Origin of the sequence: Spirillospora sp. NPDC029432 (assembly GCF_040703975.1) — a bacterium.
Taxonomy (GTDB): domain Bacteria; phylum Actinomycetota; class Actinomycetes; order Streptosporangiales; family Streptosporangiaceae; genus Spirillospora.
Map to the genome: position 1 here is coordinate 1 of NZ_JBEZWH010000114.1, position 14,872 is coordinate 14,872.

At 74.1% G+C, this 14,872-nt stretch carries 15 protein-coding genes and 1 riboswitch; of the genes, 6 read left to right on the plus strand and 9 right to left on the minus strand.

The annotated features are described in order from the left end of the window. Together AB0881_RS40295 and aroF are read right to left on the minus strand one after the other, a co-directional pair. A partial coding sequence (locus AB0881_RS40295) for an EamA family transporter (RefSeq protein ID WP_366626015.1) occupies positions 1–920 on the minus strand: 920 nt, incomplete at its 3' end. A gap of 250 nt (positions 921–1,170) precedes the next feature. Further along, on the minus strand, positions 1,171–2,214 hold the full coding sequence (gene aroF, locus AB0881_RS40300; RefSeq protein WP_366626017.1) for a 3-deoxy-7-phosphoheptulonate synthase: 1,044 nt from the start codon (positions 2,212–2,214) through the stop codon (positions 1,171–1,173). A gap of 274 nt (positions 2,215–2,488) precedes the next feature. On the opposite strand from aroF, the gene AB0881_RS40305 reads away from it, so the two are divergent. Together AB0881_RS40305 and AB0881_RS40310 are read left to right on the plus strand one after the other, a co-directional pair. Further along, entirely contained in the window at positions 2,489–3,103 is a 615-nt protein-coding gene (locus tag AB0881_RS40305; RefSeq protein WP_366626019.1) for a sulfite oxidase-like oxidoreductase, read from the plus strand. 63 nt (positions 3,104–3,166) lie between these two features. Then, positions 3,167–3,943 carry a LytTR family DNA-binding domain-containing protein gene (locus tag AB0881_RS40310; protein WP_366626021.1) on the plus strand — a complete coding sequence of 259 codons (777 nt, stop codon included), beginning with the start codon at positions 3,167–3,169 and terminating at the stop codon, positions 3,941–3,943. Positions 3,944–4,584: 641 nt separating this feature from the next. On the opposite strand, the gene AB0881_RS40315 is transcribed toward AB0881_RS40310, so the two are convergent. From AB0881_RS40315 to thiO, 6 genes are all read right to left on the minus strand, one after another. Then, the gene (locus AB0881_RS40315; RefSeq protein WP_366626023.1) at positions 4,585–5,436 is read right to left on the minus strand and encodes a deoxyribonuclease IV; all 852 of its coding nucleotides are present in this window, start codon (positions 5,434–5,436) and stop codon (positions 4,585–4,587) included. Between the two features lie 255 nt (positions 5,437–5,691). Further along, positions 5,692–7,608: a Stk1 family PASTA domain-containing Ser/Thr kinase gene (pknB, locus tag AB0881_RS40320; RefSeq protein WP_366626025.1), complete on the minus strand. Its 1,917-nt coding sequence runs from the start codon at positions 7,606–7,608 to the stop codon at positions 5,692–5,694. Between the two features lie 105 nt (positions 7,609–7,713). Then, positions 7,714–8,697, minus strand: a complete 984-nt coding sequence (locus AB0881_RS40325; RefSeq protein WP_366626027.1) for a DMT family transporter — start codon at positions 8,695–8,697, stop codon at positions 7,714–7,716. A 111-nt stretch (positions 8,698–8,808) separates the two neighbouring features. Further along, complete coding sequence (locus AB0881_RS40330; protein WP_366626029.1) at positions 8,809–9,645, minus strand: thiazole synthase; 837 nt, start codon at positions 9,643–9,645, stop codon at positions 8,809–8,811. Positions 9,646–9,647: 2 nt separating this feature from the next. Further along, complete coding sequence (gene thiS / locus AB0881_RS40335; RefSeq protein ID WP_366626031.1) at positions 9,648–9,860, minus strand: sulfur carrier protein ThiS; 213 nt, start codon at positions 9,858–9,860, stop codon at positions 9,648–9,650. Continuing rightward, positions 9,857–10,978 (minus strand): glycine oxidase ThiO, encoded by a 1,122-nt coding sequence (thiO, locus tag AB0881_RS40340; protein WP_366626033.1) that lies wholly within the window; start codon positions 10,976–10,978, stop codon positions 9,857–9,859. The genes thiS and thiO overlap by 4 nt, the downstream gene beginning before the upstream one ends. After that, positions 10,969–11,082: riboswitch (TPP riboswitch) on the minus strand. Its footprint overlaps the gene before it by 10 nt. A 97-nt stretch (positions 11,083–11,179) precedes the next feature. Between thiO and AB0881_RS40345 the strand changes: the two genes are divergently transcribed. The 4 genes from AB0881_RS40345 to AB0881_RS40360 all read left to right on the plus strand — a co-directional run bounded on the left by AB0881_RS40345 (position 11,180) and on the right by AB0881_RS40360 (position 13,870). Further along, positions 11,180–12,391, plus strand: coding sequence for an FAD-dependent oxidoreductase (locus tag AB0881_RS40345; RefSeq protein ID WP_366626035.1), 1,212 nt, complete (start codon positions 11,180–11,182; stop codon positions 12,389–12,391). 37 nt (positions 12,392–12,428) lie between these two features. Beyond that, positions 12,429–12,812 carry an Rv2175c family DNA-binding protein gene (locus tag AB0881_RS40350; RefSeq protein WP_366626037.1) on the plus strand — a complete coding sequence of 128 codons (384 nt, stop codon included), beginning with the start codon at positions 12,429–12,431 and terminating at the stop codon, positions 12,810–12,812. A gap of 179 nt (positions 12,813–12,991) precedes the next feature. Further along, entirely contained in the window at positions 12,992–13,666 is a 675-nt protein-coding gene (thiE, locus tag AB0881_RS40355; RefSeq protein ID WP_366626039.1) for a thiamine phosphate synthase, read from the plus strand. Positions 13,667–13,705: 39 nt separating this feature from the next. Then, positions 13,706–13,870, plus strand: coding sequence for a hypothetical protein (locus AB0881_RS40360; RefSeq protein ID WP_366626041.1), 165 nt, complete (start codon positions 13,706–13,708; stop codon positions 13,868–13,870). Positions 13,871–13,904: 34 nt separating this feature from the next. Here the strand turns inward: AB0881_RS40360 and AB0881_RS40365 are convergent. Continuing rightward, a partial coding sequence (locus tag AB0881_RS40365; RefSeq protein ID WP_366626043.1) for a serine/threonine-protein kinase occupies positions 13,905–14,872 on the minus strand: 968 nt, incomplete at its 5' end.

Here is a 14,872-nt window from a genome sequence, read left to right on the forward strand (position 1 = left end):
GCCACCCCGCCGCGCCGCTCCCCCACCACGGGGGGGCCGAGCACCGCCGCGACGGCGGGCTCGGCCAGCGTGAGCGTGGTCGCGGCGGTCGCGGGCGTGGTCTTCAGCCCGCGCGCGAACAGCACGTACGCGCCCGCCGTGGCGACCACCCCCAGGTAGAGCGCGACCGGCGCGCCGGTGGCGCCGAGCGTCCAGCCCGGGCCGGTGGCCAGGAGGACCGGCAGGATCAGCACCGCGGCGATCCCGAACAGCGCGCCGGCGACGGCACGGTCGTCCTCGCCGCGCGCGATCAGCATCGCGGCGATCGTCGCGTACACCGCGTACGAGAACCCCGACAGCAGTGCCAGCACGATGCCGAGGGGGTCCGCCCCGGCGTCGGAGCCGCCGAGCACCAGCGCGGCGCAGCCCGCCACGGCGCCCGCCGTGGCCAGCGCCCAGCGCCCGCTGAACGCCGACTGCCGGGTGACCAGGCCGATCAGCCCGGCGAACGCGGGCGCGCCGCCGATGGTGACCACGGTGCCGATCGCGACCCCGGTCCGGGCGGCGGCGACGAAGAACAGCGTCTGGTACGCGATCATCGCCACCGCGCCCGCGCCGAGCCACCACCGGACGCCGCGCCCGGTCAGCAACCGGCGCAGCCCGGCGCCGCGCACCGCCCAGGCGGCGAAGGCCATCAGCAGCAGCCCGCCCATGACGATCCGGACGGCGGCGATGGACACGCTGGACGCCTCGGGCACGAACGTGCGGACGGTGCCGGTCGTCCCCCACAGGGACGCGGCCACGAGGATGTGCAGGCTCCCGCCGCCGGGAAGGCGGCGCGGCGCGCGGGCGGGGGAGGCAGGGGACGCGGAAGAGGAAGGAGTGGGGGAGCCGGCGCCGGACGTCGCGGCGCGGGCGTGCTGACCCGAAGATGCGGACACGAGGAGAACGCTCCTGGACTCGAATCGGAAGAAGGGATCCGGATTCGGGGCGCAGGCGGAAGAGGTCCGGGCGCGTGCGCGCGCCGGGACCGCGAGAACTCAGGGGAGGATCGCCGCGCCCCTCAGGCGCGGGGCGGCCCGCAGTTCGGCGTCCAGTAGTCCATGGCGCCGAGGCTACCAGCCGTTCCGCGCGGCCGGGCGGGCCGGCCGCGCGGAACCGCGGCGAGGAGAGGGACGGCGAGGGGAGGGATCAGGCGGGGACGACGGCGTCGTCCGGGGTCACCAGCGACCGGCCGACGATGGGCGGCAGGTCGCGCACCAGCCGGGCCAGCTCGCGCAGGTCGCCGTCCACCAGCGCCTGCGGCCCGTCGCACAGCGCGGTCTCCGGGTGCGGGTGCACGTCGATGATCACGCCGTCCGCGCCGACCGCGATCGCCGCCCGCGACAGCGGCAGCACCAGGTCGCGGCTGCCGCCCGAGTGCGACGGGTCCACGATCACCGGCAGGTGGGAGAGGCGCTGCGCCACCGGGACCGCGGAGATGTCCAGGGTGTTGCGGGTGGCCTTCTCGAACGTGCGGATGCCGCGCTCGCACAGCACGATGTCGAGGTTGCCGCGCTGGGCGATGTACTCGGCCGCCATCAGCCACTCCTCGATCGTGCCGCTCATGCCACGCTTGAGCAGCACCGGCCTGCCGGCCTCGCCGGCGGCCTGGAGCAGCGCGAAGTTCTGCGCGTTCCGGGTGCCGATCTGGAGCATGTCGGCGTACGAGGCGACCAGCTCCACGTCCTGCGCGTCCACCACCTCGGTGACGACCGGCATGCCGGTCTCCGCGCGCACGTCCGCCAGGATCCGCAGCCCGGCCTCGCCGAGCCCCTGGAACGCGTACGGGGAGCTGCGCGGCTTGAACGCGCCGCCGCGCAGCAGCGTGGCGCCCGCGGCCTGCGCCATCTGCGCCGCCTGGAGGGTCTGCTCCGGCGTCTCCACCGCGCACGGCCCGGCGATCAGCGTCATCGTGCCGGGGCCGATCGGCACCCCGCCGACCCGCACCACCGAGCGCTCGGCGTGGTTCTCCCGGCTGACCAGCTTGTACGGCACCGAGATCCGGATCACGTCGCTGACCCCGCCCATGCCGCGCAGGTTGAGCGAGCCGAACTGCTGGACGTCCCCGACCAGGCCGACGATGGTGCGTTCCACCCCGCGGCTGACGAAGGCGTCGCCGCCCGCCGTCTCGACCAGTGAGACGACGGCCTTGATATCGGCTTCGGTGGCCTCCGGAGCCATGACGACGACCATGGTTGCTGCCTCTCCTCGTCGCGCGGAACCTCCTCGCGAGGTCCGCGAAAATCACCCTGGAAAGACGAAAAGCCCCGGGCCTTAGGGCCCGGGGCTTCGTCGTTCGAGGTCTGTCAGCGCAACGCCTGGCAGACCAGCCTCCCGGGCCGGTCGTACCAAAAGAAATACACCACGTTGCGCATGGCCCACAGCGTAGCCCATGGGCCCCGCAGGTCCGCCTGGACGGGGGGCGAATATGGCTCAGCTCACTACGGGTGGCAGTATTGCCCGCGTCATGTCCCCACCCGATGAAGAAGAGCGGGCCCTCCCGCCCGGGCAGTACGTCCCCCGCGGCTGGCCGGTGCTGCACTACGGCCCCGTCCCCAAGTTCCGTCCCAAGGACTGGGACTTCCGGGTGTTCGGCGCGACCGCGTCGGGCGGCCAGTACGGCTGGTCCTGGGACGAGTTCGAGGCGCTGCCCCGCACCAAGGCCCTCGCCGACTTCCACTGCGTCACCAAGTTCACGATCCCGGACAACCTGTGGGAGGGCGTCTCCACGGCCGCGATCCTGGAGGCGGCGCCGCCGGAGCCCGCCGTCACGCACGTGATGGTGTGGGCCGAGTACGGCTACAGCGCCAACATCAGGATGAGCGACTTCCTGGCCGACGGCACCATGTTCGCCACCCACCGCGACGGCGAGCGCCTGTCGCCCGACCACGGCTTCCCGATCCGGCTCGTCGTGCCGCACCTGTACGCGTGGAAGAGCGTCAAGTGGGTGCGCGGCATCGAGTACATGGTCAAGGACCGCCGGGGCTTCTGGGAGGAGCGCGGCTACCACAACGTCGCCGACCCCTGGCGGGAGCAGCGCTACTCGTACCAGGAGGACGCGGACGAGTCGCCGCCGCTCTGAGAAACACAGACTCACCTAGCGAAACCGATTGCGGACGTACGGTAATCGCGGCAAGGTCATCTCATGCTGCGCGTACTGGCCGTCGATGACGAAGTGCCCGCTCTGGAGGAGCTCGTCCGGCTTCTCCGGGCCGATCCGCGGATCTCCCACGTCGGCTGCGCCGCCGATCCGGCCGCCGCGCTCCGCGACGTCAGCCGCGTCCTGGTGGCGGGCGAGCGCCTCGACGCCGTCTTCCTCGACATCCGCATGCCCGGCCTGGACGGACTCGACTTCACCCGGCTGCTGACCGGTTTCGCGGCGCCGCCGCACGTGGTGTTCGTGACCGCGCTCGAGGACTGCGCCGTCACCGCCTACGAGCTGGGCGCGCTCGACTACATCCTCAAGCCCGTCCGCCCGGAGCGGCTGGCCGAGGCCGTCCGGCGGCTGGACGAGGTGGTGCGCCGCACCGCCGCGGCGGAGGACGGCGCCGAGCGTCTCGACCAGGACGAGATGGTGCCGGTCGAGCTGGCGGGCCGCACCCGGCTGGTGTCCCGCCGCGCGGTCACCCATGTCGAGGCCCACGGCGACTACGTGCGCCTGCACACCAGCGAGGGCAGCTTCCTGGTGCGGATGCCGCTGGCCGCGCTGGCCCGCCGCTGGCAGCCGGCCGGCTTCATCCGCATCCACCGCAGCACGCTCGTCGCGTCCGCCCACATCAGCGAGCTGCGCTTCGACGGCGGCCGGGCGGCCGTCCAGGTGGGCGGCGAGCTGCTCCCGGTGAGCCGGCGGCACACCCGGGAGGTCCGCGACCTCCTGGTCCGCCGGTTCCGGCATACGCCCCCGCCCGAAACCCCGAACTGATCGCCTCGCCTCCCCGCCGGGGTCCCGGACGCCGCAGCAGTATTGCGCGCCGGGGCCTGTGCGCGCCGTACGTCTTGCCGTCCGTCCCGTCCTGGACGCGGTTTCGTCCTGCGGGCCGGGAGGCGCTCTATGGCGCGCTGAGGGCTTCCAGGCGTTCACCCTCCGTGGCGGCGCGGTGGGGACGGGTGGCGAGGGAGGCGTTGACATCGTTCCGGTGATTTTCCGACACCGCTCGTCCGCGCGGGTGGACCGTTCCCAACGCCGCTCGTCGCGCGGAAACGACCGCTCGTCCTGCCACTACGCTACGTACATCGATCGCTACTGACCGTTTATCGAGCGCGGCGGGTCGCGGGTCCCGATCGGTATCGCGGAGGCTTAGTGTTCTCAGTGGCACCGCGCATCGGAAAGTGCAGGCGCACGGTGCAACATCACAACAGCGCATCGATGCTTCCGGAGGGCGCGAACCTCCGGTCATGGACACAACTGGAGATCCGGCGTGACATTGCGTCGAACGCCGGATCAGAGCCGCCAGATCCCGTACCGGGGGGGTGGGATCAGGCGGCCGTAGGTTCGGGCGCCGCTGGACAGTCGGGGGGTTGTTCAGCGGCGCCCGGACCCTTTCCCGCGTCCGGGCCCTTCCGTCAGCCGTCGCGCAGCCGCTTGAGCGTCGCCACGTCCTTGCCGTGCGGCTCGGCGCTGCGTCCCGGCGTCTCGATGATGAACGGCACGCCCGCCACCGCCGGATGGCGGAAGAGCTCCGCGAACGGCCGCTCGCCGATCCGTCCCGCCCCGATGTTCTCGTGCCGGTCCTTGAACGAGCCGCAGTCGTCCTTCGAGTCGTTGGCGTGGACGAGCTTGAGCCGCCCCTCTCCCACCGTGGCGACCAGGGCGTCCATGGTCTCCTTCACACCGCCCGGGGCCGCCAGGTCGTGCCCGGCCGCGAACGCGTGGCAGGTGTCGAAGCAGACGCCGAGCCGGGGATGGTGCTCCAGCCGCTCGAAGAACGGCCCCAGCTGCTCCACCCGGGCGCACAGCATCTTGCCCTGGCCCGCCATCGGCTCCAGCAGCAGGTCCGGCCCGCCCTCGGGGATCTCCTCCAGGAGCGGCAGCACGTGCTCGCGTACCTGGTCCATCGCCTCCTCGTACGACCAGCTCACCGCCGAGCCGGTGTGGACGACGACGCCGCGCGCCCCGATGGCGTGGCCCCGGCGCAGCGAGTGGCGCACGGTCGCGACGGACTTCTCCAGCGTCTCGGCACTGGGCGAGCCGAAGTTGACCAGGTAGGGCGCGTGCACGAACACGGAGACCGCGTCCTGCTCGCGCAGCTTGGCGTCCTCGGCGGGCTTTCCCTCGGGCAGCGCCCAGCCGCGCGGGTTGGACACGAACACCTGGACGGTCTCGGCCCCGATCTCGCCGGCGTACTTCAGCCCGCCCGTGGCCAGCCCCCCGGCCACCGGCACATGTCCCCCGACGGGGCTCTTCAGAGAAGTCATAACCGGACCAGCCTAGCCGCGCCCCCCGACACCCCCAGCCCAGCCAGATTCTGGGGCAAGGGGCGAAGCCCCAAAAAGGGGGTCGAGGGGGCGGAGCCCCTCGCAGGGGGTGCGGGGGACGGAGTCCCCTGCCCCGGGGCGGGCGCACGTAGCGAGGAACGAGCGAAGGGCGCCCACCCCGGGCCCCGGGTGGTGTGGAGGGTCGCCCCTCCACGATGACAAGTGTGGAGGGTCGTCCCTCCACAGTGACTCCTCTCAGCCCCAGACTGTTATTTCGGAGCCTCTGGGTGCGGTGCCGGAGACGGGGTTCTGGCCGATGACGCGGCCGCCGACGCGGCTGCCGATCTTCATTTTGAAGCCGGAGGAGCGGAGGGCGCGGCGGGCGTCGTCGAAGGATTGGCCGATGACGCGGGGGACGGGGATCTGCTCGCCGTCGCCGCGGTCGCCTTCGTCGCAGAAGAAGTTGCCGAAGAGGCAGTCGCGTTCGTTGACGACGAGGGTGACGTCGTCGCCGCGGGAGACGCCGGTGCCGGGTTCGGGGTCCTGGCCGATGACGGCGCCGGGTTGCTTGTTCTCTTCGCGGCGTTTCTCGACCTTGACGTCCAGGCCCATGGAGCGCAGCTGGTTCTGGGCTTCGTCGCCGTTGCGGCCGAGGAGGGACGGCATCGACATGCCGCTGCTGACCACGATCTTGACGGGGTCGTCGGGGGACTGCGTCTCGCCGGCCTGCGGGTCGGTGCGCATGACCTTGTCCTTGGCGACGGTCTGGGACGGTGAGCCGCTGACCTGGCCGGGGGTGAAGCCCTTGTCCTGGAGGATCTTCTTGGCCTCGTCCACCGACTTGCCGGTGACGTCGGGGACCTCCTTGGGCGTCAGGCCCTTGGAGGGGGTGAGCGTGACCGTTCCGCCTTCGGTGATGCGGGCTCCGGGGCCGGGGTCGGACGCGGCGACGCGGCCCTTGCGGACGCGGTCGCTGTAGGCGGGTTCGGCGACCTGGACGTCGAGGCCGCCGGCCTCCAGCTGGTCGCGTACCTCGGCGACCGGCTTCCCGATGATCTGTTCGGGGACGTGGTCGTACTGGCCGGAGGTCTGGTACCAGATCGCCCAGCCGAGGACGATCGCCGCGATCGCCCCGATGGCGATCAGGGTGTAGCGGCCGGTGAGCGCGCGGACGGTGCGCTCGCCGGCGGACGGGCGGGGCGGCGGGCCGGCGTCGCGGGGGAGGGTGAGGACGTCGTCGTAGACCCGGGTGCCGTTGTGCGCGGGCGCCATGACGGCCGTGCGGTTGGGCGCGGGGGCGGCCTGGAGGCGCTCGTCGATGTCGCGCGGCAGGCCGGCGTGGACCTCGGCGACCTCGGCGAGGAAGGCGTTGGCGTCCTGCGGGCGGTACGCGGGGTCCTTGGCGGTGGCGCGTTCGACGAGCGCGTCCACCGTGTGGGGGAGGCCGGGGGCGAGCGTCGACGGCGGCGGGACCGGGTCGTTGACGTGCTTGTAGGCGACCGCCAGGGGCGTGTCGCCCTGGTGCGGCAGCTCGCCGGTGAGCAGTTCGAACAGGAGGGTGCCGGCGGCGTAGACGTCGGAGCGGACGTCGGCGCTGCCCGACAGCACCTGCTCGGGGGCGAGGTAGCCGACGGTGCCGATGATCATGCCGGTCTTGGTCATGCCGCTGGCGGTCTCGGCCCGGGCCAGCCCGAAGTCGGCGACCTTGACCTGGCCGTCCTGGTCGATCAGGACGTTCTCGGGCTTGACGTCGCGGTGGACGAGGCCGGCGCGGTGGGCGGCGCCCAGCGCGGCCAGCACCGGCTGCATGATCTCCAGGGCGGCGCGCGGGCCCAGCCGGCCGCGCTCGGTCAGCAGGTCGCGCAGCGTGTGCCCGCGCACGTACTCCATCACGAGGAAGACGTGCTCGCCGTCGGTGCGCTGGTCGTAGACCGCGACGACGTTGGGGTTGGAGAGCGCGGCGGCGGCCTTGGCCTCGCCGATGAACCGGCGGACGAAGTCCTCGTCGGAGGCGAGCCCCGCGTGCATCACCTTGATCGCAACGGTGCGGTCGAGCCGGATGTCGCGGGCGACGTAGACCGTCGCCATCCCGCCGCGGGCGATTCGGGACTCAATGCGGTAGCGCCCGTCGAGCACCTGCCCGACGAGTGGATCAGCGACCGTGGCGTCCATCAGAGCGAGTTTAGAGGCCTTCCAGGACGGAACCATCAGCCGGGAGGATGACCTCCCCGGCCGATCTTCGGCGGCGGGGCCGGGCCTTGCGAAGGCCGCCGCGACCTATGGTACGGGTTCTTTCCCCGCCTGTACGGGTTCCGGCGCAGAAGGCGGGACGGCCGGCGCGGGGGCCGGTGCGGGGGCGGCGGAGCGGCGGCGCGAGACGGCGACGCCCGCCAGGCAGAGCAGGCCGCCCGCGAGGGTGAGCCAGCCGGGGACCTCGTCGAGCGCGGCCCACGACATCCCGACGACGAGCGCGGGGACGGCGTACGTGGTGGCGCCCATCTTCCCGGCCGAGGTGCGGGCCAGCGCGTACGCCCAGGTGGTGAACGCGAGCGCGGTCGGGAAGACGCCAAGGTAGATCATGTTCAGCGTTGAGCCGAACGAGGCGTCGGCCGCCTCGGAGATCAGCTGCCCGGCGAAGGGGAGGCAGGTCAGCGCGCCGATGGCGCACCCCCAGGTGGTGACCTGGAGCGCGGAGCCGTGCCGGAGCGCGGGCTTCTGGCTGAGCACGCCCGCCGCGTACGTCACGGCCGCGACCACGCACAGCAGGACGCCGAGCAGCGGGGAGCGGCCTCCGCCGGACATGGAGAGGCCGACCACGACCGCGCCCGCGAACGACACCGCCATCCCGGCCAGCAGCGCGGGCGGGAAGCCCTCCTTGAGCAGCCAGCCGCCGAACAGGGCGATCAGCAGCGGCCCGATGTTGACCACCATCGCGGCGGTGCCGGCGTCGACGAGCTGCTCGCCCCAGTTGAGGGCGACCATGTACGCGCCGAACCACAGCACGCCGGAGGCGGCGATCCCGGGCCACGCGCCGCGCGGCGGCAGGCCCTCGCGGCGGATCAGGCAGAGCAGGGCGAGCGTCACCGTGCCGGCCAGCAGCCGGCCAAGCGCGAGGGCGCCGGGCCCGTAGTCCTCGCCCGCGCTGCGGATGGACACGAACGCCGACGACCACAGGACGACCGTGACGGTGGCGGCGGCCACGGCGAGCCGCCGCGCGCGCCGTCCGGGATCGGCCGGTACGGCCTCTTCTGGCTTTCGCATGCGCTGAACCTTAGGTACGGGATGTTTCGACCGACACCGAACGATCACCCGCGGTCGCGTTTCAGGTCCAGCGAATATTGCTACAGCCCTCTCTGTAGCGTCGCTTAACGATCAGCCGCTGAGGCCCTCCCAGGGCGAGGACGCCTGCGCGTACTTGCGCCGCGGGATGCGCCCGGCCAGCCGCGCCAGCCGCCCGGCCTCCACCGCGTGCCGCATCGCCGCCGCCATCCGGGCCGGCGACTGCGCGCGCGTCACGGCGGTCGCCAGCAGCACGGCGTCGCAGCCCAGCTCCATCGCCAGCGCGGCGTCGCTGGCCGTGCCGAGGCCGGCGTCCAGGATGACCGGGACGCCCGCCCGCTCGACGATCAGCTCGATGTTGTGCGGGTTGCGGATGCCCAGGCCGGAGCCGATGGGGGAGCCGAGCGGCATGACGGCCGCGCAGCCCGCCTGCTCCAGGCGGCGCGCCAGCACCGGGTCGTCGTTGGTGTACGGGAGGACGGTGAAGCCGTCGTCCACCAGCTGCTCGGCCGCCTCGACCAGCTCGATCGGGTCCGGGAGCAGGGTGTGCTCGTCGGCGATGACCTCCAGCTTCACCCAGTCCGTGCCGAGCGCCTCGCGGGCCAGCTTGGCGGTGAGCACCGCCTCGCCCGCGGTGAAGCAGCCGGCGGTGTTGGGCAGCACCCGGATGCCGCACTCGCGCAGCACGTCCAGCACCGAGCCGCGCGCCGACGGGTCGACCCGCCGCATCGCGACCGTGGTGAGCGCGGTGCCGGACGCGGTCAGGGCCGCGCGCAGCACGCTCATGCTGGGCGCCCCGCCGGTCCCCATGATCAGCCGGGAGCCGACCTCCTCGCCCGCGATGACCAGCGGGCCGTCCGCCGCGCCGTCCGCGCTGCCCGCGCCGCCCGTGCCGTGCGCGGTGCCGGGGGCGCCGTCGGTGCCGTTCATGTTCAACCTCCCTGCACGGCGGTCAGCACCTCGAGCCGATCCGCCTCCTTCAGCGTCGTCGCCTCCCACTGCGAGCGCCGGACGACCTCGTCGTTCAGCGCGGCCGCGAGCCCGGCCTCGGCCGGGCCGGACCGGCCGGTGTAGCCGCTGACCGCGGCCGCCACGCTGGTCCCGGCGGGCACCTCGCGCGCCTCGCCGTTGATGATGATCTTCATGCCGTCTCCGTCAGCCGGTCGGGGGTGAAGGGGCGGCCGACCTCCGGCACGGTGCCGTCCAGCAGCACCTCGGCCAGGATGTCGCCGCTCACGGGGGTGAGCAGGATGCCGTTGCGGAAGTGGCCCGTCCCGAGGACGAGGCCGGGCAGCGCGGTGGGGCCCATCACCGGGGCGTTGTCGGGCGAGCCGGGCCGCAGCCCCGCCGACACCTCGGCGAACTCCAGCTCGGTGAGGCCGGGCAGCAGCTCGCGGGCGTCGCGCAGCAGCTCCCACAGCCCGCCGGCGGTGACGCGGGTGTCGAAGCCCATCTCCTCCTGGGTGGCGCCGAGGACGATCTCGCCGTCGGCGCGCGGCACGAGGTAGACCGACGAGCCCTTCACCAGCCCCCGGGTGGCGCGCCGCAGGAACGGCACGCGGGTGCGGAGCCGGATCACCTGGCCCTTGACGGGACGCACCGGTGGAACGGTCCCGGGCGGCAGCCCCTCCAGGTCGCCCGACCAGGGGCCGGCGGCCAGCAGCACCTTGTCCGCGCGCACCTCGGACCCGTCGTCGAGCCGCACGCCCGCCGCGGCGTCGTTCTCCACGATCAGCGCGGCGGCCTTGCGCCGGACGAGCCGCACGCCGTGCTTCTCGGCGGCGGCCAGCAGCGCCGGCGCCAGCCGCCGGGGGTCGATCGAGCCGTCCTCGGGGGCGAGCAGGCCGCCGCGGACGCCGGGCGCCAGCATCGGCTCCAGCCTGCGGCACTCGCGCCCGTTCAGGGCCTCGGTGGGGATGCCGAGCGACTCCTGGAAGCGCCGCAGGTCGTCGAGGTGCCTCAGGTCGTCGGAGTCGAACGCGACCTCGATGATGCCGTCGGTGCGGTAGCCGGTGCCGAGCCCCGTGAGCTCCTCCAGCTCGGCGACGAACGCGCCGTAGCGGTCGCGCGAGGCGAGCCCGAGGCGCAGCAGCGGCTCCTCGCCGTAGGTCAGCTCGCTGACGGGGGTCAGCATGCCCGCCGCGACGGCGGAGGCCCCGCTCGCGGGGGCCGGGTCGACCAGGGTGACGGCGGCGCCGCGGGCGGCCGTGCGCCACGCGGTGGCCAGCCCGACGACGCCCGCGCCGATGATGGCGATGTCCAATCCACGCTCCCTTCGCCGGCATGATCCGGATCAGGTTCCAGCGGTCGGCGGCCCGGTCAGCCGCCCTCTCAGCCCGGTCGGACCGGGCTCCCGCGCTCGTTCCCCCCCACCATACGTCCGCCCGCGACCGGGATGATATTGGTCACCCGTCTGGACAGCTGTCTGGCAGCCGTCCGGGCCCGCCGACTAGGGTGGACGGCCATGGAGAGCGTGATCGTTGTGGGCGGCGGGCTGGGCGGCGTGCGCGCCGTCGAGGCCCTGCGCGGCAAGGGGTACGAGGGCGAGCTGACCCTGCTGTCGGCCGAGCGGCACCGGCCGTACGACCGGCCGCCGCTGTCGAAGGCCGTGCTCGCGGGGGAGAGCGACGACACGACGGTCGACGCCGACTGGGACGCCCTGCGCGCGCGGCTGCTGCTCGGCGAGCGCGCCACCGGCCTGCGGCTCGCGCCGGGCGGCGGCGGCACGGTCGCCACCACGGCCGGCGACCTGGACTTCGACGGGCTCGTCATCGCCACCGGCGCCACCCCGGTCACGCTGCCCGGCGACGGCCCGCAGCACGTCGTCCGGACCATCGACGACGCCCGCGCGCTGCGCGCCCGGCTCACCGCGGGCGCCCGGGTGGTGATCGTCGGAGCCGGCTGGATCGGCGCCGAGGTCGCCACCGCGGCCGCGAAGAAGGGCTGCGCGGTGACGGTCGTCGAGGCCGCCGACGCCCCGCTGGCCAACGCGATCGGCGCCGAGGTCGGCGCGCTGACCGCCCCCTGGTACGCCGAGGCGGGCGTCGAGCTGCGCACCGGCGTCAAGGTCGCGGAGATCGAGCCCGGCGGCCTGCTGCTGGCCGGCGGCGAGCGGATCGACGCCGACGAGGTCGTGGTGGGCGTCGGCGTCCGGCCCGACCTCGGGTGGCTGGACGGCTCCGGCGTCCTGGTCGACCGCGGGGTCGTGACCGACGCCTCGTTCCGCGTCTCCACCGGCGGCGAGGACGGCCCGTACCGGCGGGACGTGGTCGCGGTCGGCGACTGCGCCGCCTGGTGGTCCGCCCGGTTCGGGCGCCGGCTGCTCGTCGAGCACTGGGACACCGCGCTGAACGCCCCCGCCGTGGCCGCCGGGACGCTCCTCGGCGAGGACGCGGCGTACGACGCCGTCCCGTACTTCTGGTCCGAGCAGTTCGGGCGGATGGTGCAGTACGTCGGGCACCATCCGGTCGCCGAGCGCATGGTGCGCCGTGGCGACCCGGCGGGCGCCAAATGGGCCGTCTGCTGGCTCACCGGCGACCGCCTGGAGGCGATCCTCACCGTCGGGACGCCGCGCGACATGGTCCAGGCCAAGCGGCTCATCGCGAACCGCACCCCCGTCGACGCCGCGGCTCTGGCCGACCCGTCGGTGCCGGTACGGGACGCCGCCCGGCCGTGAGGGTTTGAGTGTCGTGGGGGCGTGGTAGCAAGGGGGCGTGACGCAACTGCACGCAACCGTAGAAAGCGCTCTCGACCCCCACACCGACGCCCTCGCCGGGGAGTGGCTCTCCCTCCAGGAGGCGACCGCGCGGCTCGGTATCAAGCCCGGCCGGATCAAGCAGCTCCTCAGCGAGCGCAAGCTGCTGTCGGTCCGCCGCGAGGGGAAGCCGATGGTGCCCGCCGCCTTCATCCAGGACGGGCAGGTCATCAAGGGCCTCTCCGGCACGCTCACGCTGCTGTCGGACGCGGGTTTCGACGATGTCGAGACCCTTCGGTGGCTGTTCACGGCCGACGACACGCTGCCGGGGACGCCCGTCCAGGCGCTCAGCGAGAACCGCGGGACGGAGGTCCGGCGGCGCGCCCAGGCACTGGCGTTCTGACCGGTTCTCGGCGGTGGCCCGGGGGTCTGGGGGGCCGCCGCCAGGGGACGCGCTGATACCGGCGGACCCTCTGGAAAGCCCGGCCGAACACACGTGACAGGATTGCGGGACCGCCCGCGGCGGCGATCCGCCGCGCGCGGTCCCGCGATCGGCACGCCAGGAAGGAACCCGCCCCCACCGTGTCCAGGCACCTGCTCTCCGACCGGGCCGTGGCCCTGCGCGCCCGGCTCGACCGGGCCCGTCTCTACCTCTGCACGGACGCGCGCGAGCGGCAGGGCGACCTTCCCGAGTTCCTCGACGCCGCCCTCGCCGGCGGCGTCGACATCGTCCAGCTCCGCCAGAAGGGCCTCGAAGCCCGGCAGGAGATGGAGTACCTGCGGGTGTTCCGCGCCGCCTGCGAACGGCACGGCGCCCTCCTGGCCGTCAACGACCGCGCCGACATCGCGCACGCCGTCCAGGCCGACGTCCTGCACCTCGGCCAGGACGACCTGCCGGTCCCCGCGGCCCGCGCGATCGTCGGCGAGGACATCCTGATCGGCCGCTCGACGCCCGCCGGCGAGCTGGCCGCGGCCGCCGCGGGCGAGCCCGGCACCGACTACTTCTGCGCCGGCCCGGTCTGGCCGACCCCGACCAAGCCCGGCCGCGCGGCGCCCGGCGTCGAGCTGCTGCGGTACGCGGCCGCCCAGCGCCAGGGCCGTCCCTGGTTCGCGATCGGCGGCATCGACGAGGGCAACCTGGACGAGGTCCTGGCGGCCGGCGCGCGCCGGATCGTGGTCGTCCGGGCGATCACCGAGGCGGCCGACCCGCGCGCCGCCGCACGGTCACTCGCCCGCCGCCTCCGCGACGCCTCCTGACGCACCGATCACGGCCCCCGATGGCCGACAATGGGTGGCATGAGCCAGGGACCCGACGACGAGCGGCCGGTGGATCTGTCGGACGACGACATGGAGATCCTGCCGGACCAGACCTCCGACGACACCGACACCGGCTGGGGCGAGTGGCGCGGCGGCGGTGACGACGACGCCCGGCTGATCGAGGACCGGCCGCCGCACTGGTGAGCTGAGCCCCCGGGCCTCGGAACCTCCGGGAATCTCAGAACAGGACGCCGACCACGAACCCGGCGGCCATCACGAGCCCGAGCGCGACCATCATCCGCCACCGGTAGCGCGGGATCCGCCTGGGCCGTGCCTTGGGCGCCGGCGCCTGATCGTCGCGCAGCGCCCGCACCAGCTGCCGCGCGGTGGGCCGGGCCGCCGGGTTCTTGTCCAGGCAGCGGGCGGCCAGCTCGCGCAGCGTCCCGTCCAGGTCGCCCAGGTCGGGCGGCCGGGAGGTGATCCGGCGCAGCACGGCGGCGCCGGTGCCGGTCCCGAACGGCGGCCGCCCGGTCGCCGCGTACACCATGGTCGCGCCCCAGGCGAAGACGTCGGCGGGCGGCCCGACGGGCTCGTCCTCGATCTGCTCGGGCGCCAGGTAGCCGGTCGCCGGCGGCGCCGCGCCGCGGCGCCCGATCACCGGCGCGATGTCGAGCGACCGCGCCGTCCCCGAGCCGACGACCTTGGCGCCGTCCTGGCCCAGCAGCACGTGCCCCGGCGTGAGGCCGCGGTGCACGACGCCGGCCTTGTGCGTGGCGGCCAGCGACGCGGCCGTCCGCAGCGCCACCTTGCGCAGCCGCCCCTCGGGCAGCGGCCCCTCCGCCTCGACGGCCGCGCGCAGCGTCGGGCCCTCGACGTACTCGCTGACGATGTACGGCCGCTCGCCGGCGAGGTCGGCGTCCAGGACGCGGGCGGTGTGCCGCCCGGTGATCGTCATGGCCGCCTCGGCCTCCCGCGCGAACCGGTCGAGCCCGCCGGGCCCGCCCGTGCCGCCGCGCAGCATCCGCACGACGACGTGCTCGCCGTCGTCCTCGTCCCGGCCCAGGAACAGCACGCTCCGCTCGCCCGTGCCGAGCCGCTCGACCAGCCGGTACGGGCCGAGCCTGGCCGGATCGCCCGCGGCCAGCGGCCCCCGTCCCGTCCCGGCCGCGGCGCGCGCGCCGTCCGCGTCCTCGCCGCCGGGCCGCG

What these genes read in the sequence shown, in the direction of transcription:
- AB0881_RS40330 (WP_366626029.1), bottom strand. Translation starts at nt 9,645, where the DNA reads ATGAACGGCACCGACGGCGCCCCCGGCACCGCGCACGGCACGGGCGGC.
- aroF (WP_366626017.1), bottom strand. Translation starts at nt 2,214, where the DNA reads ATGGTCGTCGTCATGGCTCCGGAGGCCACCGAAGCCGATATCAAGGCC.
- AB0881_RS40310 (WP_366626021.1), top strand. Translation starts at nt 3,167, where the DNA reads ATGCTGCGCGTACTGGCCGTCGATGACGAAGTGCCCGCTCTGGAGGAG.
- AB0881_RS40360 (WP_366626041.1), top strand. Translation starts at nt 13,706, where the DNA reads ATGAGCCAGGGACCCGACGACGAGCGGCCGGTGGATCTGTCGGACGAC.
- pknB (WP_366626025.1), bottom strand. Translation starts at nt 7,608, where the DNA reads ATGGACGCCACGGTCGCTGATCCACTCGTCGGGCAGGTGCTCGACGGG.
- AB0881_RS40345 (WP_366626035.1), top strand. Translation starts at nt 11,180, where the DNA reads ATGGAGAGCGTGATCGTTGTGGGCGGCGGGCTGGGCGGCGTGCGCGCC.
- AB0881_RS40305 (WP_366626019.1), top strand. Translation starts at nt 2,489, where the DNA reads ATGTCCCCACCCGATGAAGAAGAGCGGGCCCTCCCGCCCGGGCAGTAC.
- AB0881_RS40325 (WP_366626027.1), bottom strand. Translation starts at nt 8,697, where the DNA reads ATGCGAAAGCCAGAAGAGGCCGTACCGGCCGATCCCGGACGGCGCGCG.
- thiS (WP_366626031.1), bottom strand. Translation starts at nt 9,860, where the DNA reads ATGAAGATCATCATCAACGGCGAGGCGCGCGAGGTGCCCGCCGGGACC.
- AB0881_RS40315 (WP_366626023.1), bottom strand. Translation starts at nt 5,436, where the DNA reads ATGACTTCTCTGAAGAGCCCCGTCGGGGGACATGTGCCGGTGGCCGGG.